The sequence below is a fragment of the Aggregatibacter actinomycetemcomitans genome, from assembly GCF_003130205.1.
GTDB classification, from domain to species: domain Bacteria; phylum Pseudomonadota; class Gammaproteobacteria; order Enterobacterales; family Pasteurellaceae; genus Aggregatibacter; species Aggregatibacter actinomycetemcomitans_A.
In genome coordinates, this window is sequence record NZ_NRDF01000013.1 from 48,536 (window position 1) to 54,628 (window position 6,093).

General features: G+C 45.8%; 5 protein-coding genes. All 5 read left to right on the plus strand.

Annotated features, from left to right (window positions below; all coding sequences use genetic code 11):
- Positions 1-20: 20 nt before the first annotated feature.
- The 5 genes from rpoZ to murI are packed head-to-tail and all read left to right on the plus strand — an operon-like array spanning position 21 to position 5,884.
- Positions 21-287, plus strand: coding sequence for a DNA-directed RNA polymerase subunit omega (gene rpoZ / locus DK423_RS09005; RefSeq protein WP_005556183.1), 267 nt, complete (start codon positions 21-23; stop codon positions 285-287).
- 45 nt (positions 288-332) lie between these two features.
- On the plus strand, positions 333-2,453 hold the full coding sequence (gene spoT, locus DK423_RS09010; RefSeq protein ID WP_005556184.1) for a bifunctional GTP diphosphokinase/guanosine-3',5'-bis pyrophosphate 3'-pyrophosphohydrolase: 2,121 nt from the start codon (positions 333-335) through the stop codon (positions 2,451-2,453).
- 1 nt (position 2,454) lies between these two features.
- A complete protein-coding gene (gene recG, locus DK423_RS09015) occupies positions 2,455-4,536 on the plus strand; it encodes an ATP-dependent DNA helicase RecG (RefSeq protein WP_005556185.1) in 2,082 nt (693 codons plus the stop codon).
- Positions 4,529-5,026, plus strand: coding sequence for a chorismate--pyruvate lyase family protein (locus DK423_RS09020; protein WP_005556186.1), 498 nt, complete (start codon positions 4,529-4,531; stop codon positions 5,024-5,026). The genes recG and DK423_RS09020 overlap by 8 nt, the downstream gene beginning before the upstream one ends.
- Before the next feature lie 30 nt (positions 5,027-5,056).
- Complete coding sequence (gene murI / locus DK423_RS09025; protein WP_005556187.1) at positions 5,057-5,884, plus strand: glutamate racemase; 828 nt, start codon at positions 5,057-5,059, stop codon at positions 5,882-5,884.
- Positions 5,885-6,093: the final 209 nt, after the last annotated feature.

Sequence of the window (6,093 nt, forward strand, 5' to 3'; positions counted from 1 at the left end):
TTAGCAAATTGGAGTAATTTATGGCTCGTGTAACCGTGCAAGACGCAGTAGAAAAAATTGGTAACCGTTTTGATTTAATTTTAACCGCTGCCCGTCGCGCAAGACAATTGCAGCTACATACGCGTGAACCTTTAGTGCCGGAAGATAATGATAAACCGACCGTTATCGCGTTGCGTGAAATTGAAAAAGGTTTAATTAATAACGAAATTTTAGATGCGCAGGATCGTCATGAACATTTGGCGCACGAAAGAGTGGAAGTGAACACCGTTTCTTTGTTATCCGAGTAAAGTGCGGTAAAAATTTAAAACGTTTTTTAGTCGGTCGGGTGTGTTTTGTATTTATTCGAAGGTTTACATCATATTATCCAGGCATATTTACCGCCTGAACAAATTGAATTGGTTAAACGTGCATTTGTGATTGCCCGCGATGCGCACGAAGGGCAATCACGCTCCAGCGGTGAACCTTATATCACCCACCCGGTCGCGGTCGCTTCTATCATCGCCGAAATGCGATTGGATCATGAAGCGGTTATGGCCGCTTTATTACATGACGTCATTGAAGACACGCCTTACACGGAAGAACAACTGAAAGCCGAATTCGGCGCCAGTGTCGCGGAAATCGTTGAAGGTGTTTCAAAACTCGACAAACTCAAATTCAGAACCCGTCAAGAAGCGGAAGTGGCAAACTTCCGTAAAATGATCCTTGCCATGACCAAGGATATTCGCGTGGTTCTCATCAAACTTGCCGACCGAACCCACAATATGCGCACCCTCAGCGCATTACGTCCCGATAAACGTCGTCGTATCGCCAAAGAAACCCTGGAAATTTATGCACCGTTAGCGCATCGCTTGGGGATTGAGCACATCAAAAATGAACTGGAAGATCTTGGTTTTGAAGCCATGTATCCGCAACGTTATGCCGTGTTGCAAAAAGTCGTACAAATTGCGCGCGGCAATCGTAAAGACATGATCGAACGTATTTCCGACGAGATTAAAGGACGTTTGCAGGATGTGGGTATTCAGGCGCGGGTATTCGGGCGTGAAAAGCATTTGTATGCCATCTACCAAAAAATGCGCTTAAAAGATCAGCAGTTTCATTCCATTATGGATATTTACGCGTTCCGCACCGTGGTGAACAATGTGGATACCTGCTATCGCGTGCTTGGGCAAATGCACAGCCTTTATAAACCGCGCCCGGGGCGGGTAAAAGATTATATTGCCGTGCCGAAAGCCAACGGCTACCAGTCTTTACATACGTCTATGATTGGTCCGCACGGCGTGCCGGTGGAAGTACAAATTCGTACCGAAGGAATGGATCAAATGGCGGAAATGGGGGTTGCGGCGCATTGGGCGTATAAACAGGGCGGTCGCAACGATAGCACGCCGGCACAAATTAAAGCGCAACGCTGGCTGCAAAGTTTAATCGAACTACAACAAAGTGCCGGTAATTCTTTTGAATTTATCGAAAGCGTAAAATCCGAATTTTTCCCGAAAGAAATTTATGTGTTTACGCCGAAAGGGCGTATTGTGGAATTACCGAAAGGCGCAACGCCGGTGGATTTTGCCTATGCGGTACATACGGATGTAGGCAGAAATTGTGTCGCAGCCAATGTGGATCGTAAACCTTATCCCTTATCACAAGCCTTAGAGTCCGGTCAAACCATTGATATTTTAACCTCGCCGAATGCTAAACCTAATGTGGCGTGGCTTAATTTCGTGGTGACCGCCAAAGCCCGTTCCAGCATTCGCCACGCTTTAAAAGACTTACGCCGTGACGAAGCCATCGAATCCGGTAAACGCCAATTGGCGCACGCGTTAAGTCCGTTAAAATTGGAAGAACTCAATTTTGAATATACCCAAAATGTCCTGACGGATCTGAAATTAGCGAGCTTAAACGACTTGTTTATGGAAATCGGTCTGGGTAACCAAATGAGCACCGTCATTGCGCACCGTTTGTTGGGTGAAGCCATTGAAATTGATACGGATGGCAATCCTGATAATCACGGACCGTTGGAAATCAGCGGTAACGGCGGTTTATTAACCACCTTTGCACAATGTTGTCATCCGGTGCCGGGCGATCCGATCATCGCTTATGCCAGCCCTGGCAAGGGGTTGGTGATTCATCATGAAGCCTGCTCGAATTTAAAAGATCGTGAAAATAACCCGAAAAATTATATGTCCGTTGATTGGGAAAAAAGCGACACGCAAATTGAGTTTGAAGCCGAATTGCGTATTGAAATGATCAATCAGCAAGGTACGTTACCGCATTTGATGTCAACCATTTCCGCGATGGACAGCAATATTCAGAGCATTTGGACGGAAGAGCAGGAAGGTCGTTTATATCAGATTATCGTGCTGTTAATGGTCAAAGACAAAAAACACCTCGCGCACATCATTCGCAAAATCAAATCAATGCCTGAATTAATCAGCATTGAGCGCAATATTAATCAATAAAATGAGCTCCCAATTATTAGATGCGATTCCGTTAACGGCAATTTCCGGTGTCGGTGCGGCTGTGGCGGAAAAGTTAGGTAAATTGGGGATTTTTAACCTACAAGATCTGTTATTTCACCTTCCGCTTCGCTATGAAGATCGTACCCGCATCACGCCCATCGCCGATTTGCAGGCAGAGCATTACGCCACCATTGAAGGTATCGTGCAAAGTAGCGAAGTGCAATTCGGGCGCCGACCGATGCTGATGGTTTATCTTTCCGACGGCACCTCCAAATTGGCGCTGCGCTTTTTTAATTTTAACGCCGGCATGAAAAACAGCTTGCAACCCGGTGCGCGGGTGAAGGCATTCGGCGAGGTGCGTCGTGGGCGTTTCATGGCGGAAATCCATCATCCCGAATATCAAATTATTCATGACAATAAACCGCTGGTTTTGGCAGAAACCCTCACGCCTATTTATCCCGCTACGGAAGGATTGAAACAAACCGCTTTGCGAAAATTAATTGCGCAAGCCCTGCTGGTGTTGGATAAAACGCCTTTAGCCGAATTGTTGCCGACAGAATGTAATCCGCACCCTTTTGATTTGAAATCCGCTATTCAGTTCCTGCATAATCCGCCTCCCGATGTGTCGCTGAGTACCTTGGAAGAAGGTAAACATCCTGCCCAGCAACGACTGATTTTTGAAGAATTGCTGGCATATAACCTGGCGATGCAAAAAGTGCGGTCAGGAATTCAAGCGAATTTTGCCGAACCTCTGCATTATCAATCGGATTTAAAACAGCGTTTTTTGGCGCAGTTGCCGTTTCAGCCGACAAATGCACAGTTGCGTGTGACGGAAGATATTGAACGGGATGTGGCGCAATCTTACCCGATGATGCGCTTGGTACAGGGGGATGTCGGTTCCGGTAAAACCTTAGTGGCGGCGTTAGCGGCACTGCTCGCCATTGATAACGGTAAACAGGTGGCATTGATGGCGCCGACGGAAATCTTAGCGGAACAGCACGCCGTGAACTTCCGCCGTTGGTTTGAACCGCTTGGCATTCAAGTGGGTTGGCTGGCAGGAAAAGTCAAAGGCAAACAACGGGTTGCCGAGTTAGAGAAAATAAAAAGTGGTGCGGTACAAATGGTGGTGGGAACGCACGCGTTATTTCAGGAAGAGGTGGAATTTCATCGTTTGAGCTTGGTGATTGTTGACGAACAGCACCGTTTCGGCGTGCACCAACGACTCATGCTACGGGAAAAAGGCAATCAGGCGGGCGTATATCCTCACCAGTTAATCATGACCGCCACACCGATTCCGCGTACGCTTGCTATGACCGTATATGCGGATTTGGATACCTCGATTATCGACGAATTGCCACCGGGGCGCACGCCGATTACCACCATTGCAATTTCCGAAGATCGTCGCGCAGACATTATCGAACGGGTGAATGTGGCGTGTACGCAGGAAAAACGGCAGGCTTATTGGGTTTGTACCCTGATTGATGAATCGGAAGTATTGGAGGCGCAGGCGGCGGAAGCGGTGGCGGAAGATCTCCGTAAAATTCTACCGCACTTACGTATCGGCTTGGTACACGGGCGAATGAAACCGAATGAAAAACAAGCGGTGATGGCGCAGTTTAAACTTGCCGAATTGGATTTATTGGTTGCTACGACGGTGATTGAAGTGGGCGTGGATGTGCCGAACGCCAGTTTAATGATTATTGAAAACGCCGAGCGCCTGGGCTTGTCCCAGCTCCATCAGTTACGCGGGCGGGTCGGGCGTGGCAGTACTGCCTCTTTTTGTGTGTTGATGTATAAACCGCCGCTCGGCAAAATTTCGCAAAAACGCTTACAAGTCATGCGCGACACGCAGGATGGCTTCGTGATTTCGGAAAAAGATCTGGAAATCCGCGGGCCCGGGGAAGTGCTAGGGACGAAACAAACAGGGATTACTGAATTTAAAGTGGCGAATCTCATGCGTGATCGTAAAATGCTGCCGACAGTGCAATTTTATGCAAAACAACTTATAGAAAAATATCCACAAATGGCAGACTTGTTGATTCGTCGCTGGCTAAATAATCGTGAGATTTATAGCAATGCCTGATTCTATTTTTGCCCGGCTGCATTGGTTGGCGGAAGATGCGTCACAGGCGAAGCAACTGCCGCCTTCAGTTCAATGCTGGTTGTTTGATAAACAATCGCTGACCGTTAAATTAAAGCGGGCTTGTACGCGATTTGACGTGAAAGTGCGGTCAGAAAAATGGATAGAAAAAACATTTGAAAATGAGACCGCACTTTTGCCGACAGAAGCCTATTGGTGTCGGGAAGTTTTGCTATTTGGCGATGGAATCCCTTGGGTCGAAGCCCGCACGCTTATCCCCAAGGCGTTATTAGCCCATTATCAAGACTTATCAACACTCGGTAACAAGCCTATTGGAGAATGGTTATTTCAACAAGCACCAAACAGACAACTCATTCAATGGGCGCAAGATCCTCAAAGCGGATTATATGCCCGTCGTTCCTTGTTTTTAGTCCAAAACATGCCACTGTTAATCAGCGAGCTTTTCCTTGAGAACCGCCTCATAAGCGAATAAAATGACGCAAATTTTTCCATTAAACTGATTATGGACATTCAAACAAAACCCACAATTCTTTTTTTTGATTCCGGCGTCGGCGGCTTTAGTGTTTATCGTGAGGTTAAACAACTTTTGTCTGACTATCACTATTTGTATTGCTTTGATAACGCCTACTTTCCTTATTCCGAGAAGCCTGAAGAAAAGATCATCGAACGTACGTTAAAAATCTGCCAACACATAGATCAGATATATCTTCCGGATCTTATTGTTATCGCCTGTAATACGGCAAGCACCGTCGTATTGCCCGCATTGCGCGAACATTTTTCCGTCCCGATAGTCGGTACCGTACCGGCGATTAAACCGGCAGCAGCGAAAACAACCACGAAGCATATCGGATTACTTGCCACCAAAGGAACGGTAAAGCGAAAATATTTATCTGATTTGATTGATAAATATGCCATCGATTGCCGTGTGGAAAAAATTGGTAGTACGAAGTTGGTGGAATTGGCTGAACGTAAACTGCATGGTTATCCTATTGATTTAAATGAAATTAAATCTGAAGTGCTAACGTGGGTTACAATGAGTGATTTAGATTGTGTGGTGCTGGGATGTACGCATTTCCCTCTGATAAAATCAGAGATTCAGCAATGTTTGCCGCAAGTCACCTATTTTATTGATTCGGGTGCCGCCATTGCAAAGCGGGTAGAATCCTTACTTAGTGACGTAAAAGTGCGGTCAAATAATCAAACAAATAATCAAGTGTTTTGCACCAAAATGCTCGCACAAGAAGATGGTTTACCAAATTTAATTCGGTCTTTAGGATTTGAAACGCTGAGCTTATTAAATGTTGACAGTGAAGTTTCGGGAGAAATTTGACAAAAAATAACCATTCAAAAAGATTTTTACAAAAAAATCGCAAAAAGGGGTTGCAAGGCGGGCATAAAAGCCTATAATACGCCGGCACAACGACGCGCCGTTGTAGTTTTTTATAGACAGCGCGTCGTTTTTTGTTCTTTAACAATCAATCAGACAAACTGTGTGGGCACTTAGAGATTCGTTTTAGATTTAGATATTTAAAAATAGGA

Excerpts from the sequence above, each read along its gene's own strand:
- rpoZ (WP_005556183.1), top strand. The coding sequence starts at position 21 with ATGGCTCGTGTAACCGTGCAAGACGCAGTAGAAAAAATTGGTAACCGT.
- recG (WP_005556185.1), top strand. The coding sequence starts at position 2,455 with ATGAGCTCCCAATTATTAGATGCGATTCCGTTAACGGCAATTTCCGGT.
- DK423_RS09020 (WP_005556186.1), top strand. The coding sequence starts at position 4,529 with ATGCCTGATTCTATTTTTGCCCGGCTGCATTGGTTGGCGGAAGATGCG.
- murI (WP_005556187.1), top strand. The coding sequence starts at position 5,057 with ATGGACATTCAAACAAAACCCACAATTCTTTTTTTTGATTCCGGCGTC.